The organism is Acidithiobacillus sp. TH-A117, assembly GCF_057473465.1.
Map to the genome: position 1 here is coordinate 1 of NZ_JBYCKQ010000008.1, position 2266 is coordinate 2266.

General features: G+C 53.2%; 2 protein-coding genes. One reads left to right on the forward strand and one right to left on the reverse strand.

The window, feature by feature from the left end:
- Positions 1-378: 378 nt before the first annotated feature.
- A complete protein-coding gene (locus AC2VLR_RS01570; protein ID WP_486880561.1) occupies positions 379-1440 on the forward strand; it encodes a DMT family transporter in 1062 nt (353 codons plus the stop codon).
- 21 nt (positions 1441-1461) lie between these two features.
- Here AC2VLR_RS01570 and AC2VLR_RS01575 read toward each other — a convergent pair whose 3' ends face one another.
- The gene (locus AC2VLR_RS01575) at positions 1462-1998 is read right to left on the reverse strand and encodes a carboxymuconolactone decarboxylase family protein (RefSeq protein ID WP_486880562.1); all 537 of its coding nucleotides are present in this window, start codon (positions 1996-1998) and stop codon (positions 1462-1464) included.
- Positions 1999-2266 lie beyond the last annotated feature (268 nt).

Consider the following 2266-nt stretch of genomic DNA (forward strand, 5'->3'; position numbering starts at 1 on the left):
CTTGGGATGGGCCAGGGCCGCAAAAACCTCGGCAAACAGAGCAAAGCGCACTGTATCCGTATTCATGCCGTCGCGCCCAGATTGACGGCCACGATGCATGCCGTCGCGGCTAGTCGCTGCAGCATCTTGACGACCATTTTCTGAAAACTCGATAAGGCAAGATCAGCATCACTATGTAGACGAAAAAACATGAGACATCCATGATCTAATAGTTAATAAATTACGCAACTATTAGCCTAGATAATGTCCTGATTATTGTCAACCACATAGCGCAGCGTGTGCTTTTCCATCGAAAACCAGTGCTATAACTCTTGCGCAGCGAGACACATCACTTCACACTGCCCTGTAACTACCCTTGTATCCTCTACTTATAATGATATGAATCTTATTCAGAATCTCCGACGTCCGGGGGTGCCTGCAGCGATACTCTCCGCCCTGCTCTTCGGTGCCAGTACGCCGCTGGCCAAAGTGTTGCTGACGACGGTGAACCCGTGGATGCTCGCAGCCTTACTGTACCTGGGTTCCGGTTTGGGACTCAGTGTCTATCGGCTGATCCGCCGAAGTCCGCGCGTTCATTTATCCCGTGGAGATGCCTTCTGGTTTGCTGCGTCCATATTGGCAGGGGGCATCATCGCTCCCGTACTCTTCCTGTTCGGGCTGCAGGGCGCTGTCGCGGCCAATGCCGCTTTGCTGCTCAATGCCGAATCTGTATTTACGACGCTGCTGGCCTGGTGGGTGTTCAAGGAAAATTTTGATCGGCGGATTGCCTGGGGCATGCTCGCCATTGTGCTGGGTATGGTCTTGTTGAGCTGGCCCGGCGCTGGCGCCATGCAGTTTCGGCTCGACCAGTTATGGCCAGCGGCGGCCATCATTGCCGCCTGCTTTGCCTGGGCGGCAGACAATAATCTGACCCGGAAAGTTTCTCTGACCGATAGCAGCTGGATTGCGGCCAATAAAGGCTGGGTTGCGGGCAGTGTCAATCTGCTCCTCGCTCTCTGGCTGGGCAGCACGTTTCCGCCCCTGCCGGATGCCATTGCCGCCATGATTCTGGGATTTTTTGCCTACGGAGTCAGTCTGGCCCTGTTTGTACTCGGGTTACGGTATCTGGGCAGTGCCCGCACCGGAGCCTATTTTTCCAGCGCGCCGTTTTTTGGTGCGCTTCTCAGCGTGATTCTGGGTGCGCCCATCACGCCACTGTTATTGATAGCTGCGGCGCTGATGGCCTGGGGTATCTGGTTGCATCTGGACGAGCGCCACGATCATGTCCATACCCATGAGGCCCTGGATCATACCCACATGCATATCCACGATCTCCACCATCAGCATACCCATGCTTTTCCGGTGGCCCCGGGATCACGCCACAGCCACCCTCACCATCATGAACCCCTCACCCACAGCCATCCCCATGTGCCGGACATGCACCATTTGCACCGGCACTGACTTTTTGGCAGTTTCTGCCGTTCAACTGGCCGAATAAGGGGCCACCCGAAAAGTTTCAAAGAGGATATCTACAGCACTATGCTGGGCCCCATGAGCCACCGCATCAAAAATATCCTGATCGGTCCACCCTTGTTTACGCAGTTGTTCTACCTCTGCATCCTCGACTGAATGGGGATTGCGCACGGCCCTCACCACATAATCCAACAAATGGTTTTCCCGTTCTTCAAGGGGACCATTGCGCGGATTTTTCAGCGCCTGCTGGATGGCTTCAGGTGCAATACCTGCATTCACCAGCAGGGCCTGATTAAAACCGATGCAAAACTGGCAGTGCCCGTCTTCTGACAGTACATAACGCAATAAAGCCAGAAAATTGGCCGAAAGGCGGGAATGCTGACCAAAATATCCCAGGAGCTGCATTTGTATGGATAGCAATTTGGGGCTGACCCCAAATAACTGCAGACCTTCTGGAACCCCACCAAATGATTTTTCAATAGCTGCATAGAGCTCTGCAAGCTCGCCAGTGGCTTCTGAAGGGGAAGTCAACGTCAATGTGGTCATGATTTTCTCCTGGTCGTGATAGAAAGAATCATGAAGATACCAACTAGACGGTATGCTGTCAAAGCTGTACTTTATCTTCCGCTTAAGTCTCCAAGCAGTTTAGCAAAGCTTGTCATATACTGGGGCAGACAATCCATACTGGACGCTCGCCCCGTCATTCAGGGAATAAAAATTCGCAATATCCGGGGAGTACGCATGGCATGCAGCAAGGCCATGGCAATATGACCCCACCAGTAAGCCCACACCAGATTGGCAACCAGTGAATGAG

Excerpts from the sequence above, each read along its gene's own strand:
- AC2VLR_RS01575 (WP_486880562.1), bottom strand. The coding sequence starts at position 1,998 with ATGACCACATTGACGTTGACTTCCCCTTCAGAAGCCACTGGCGAGCTT.
- AC2VLR_RS01570 (WP_486880561.1), top strand. The coding sequence starts at position 379 with ATGAATCTTATTCAGAATCTCCGACGTCCGGGGGTGCCTGCAGCGATA.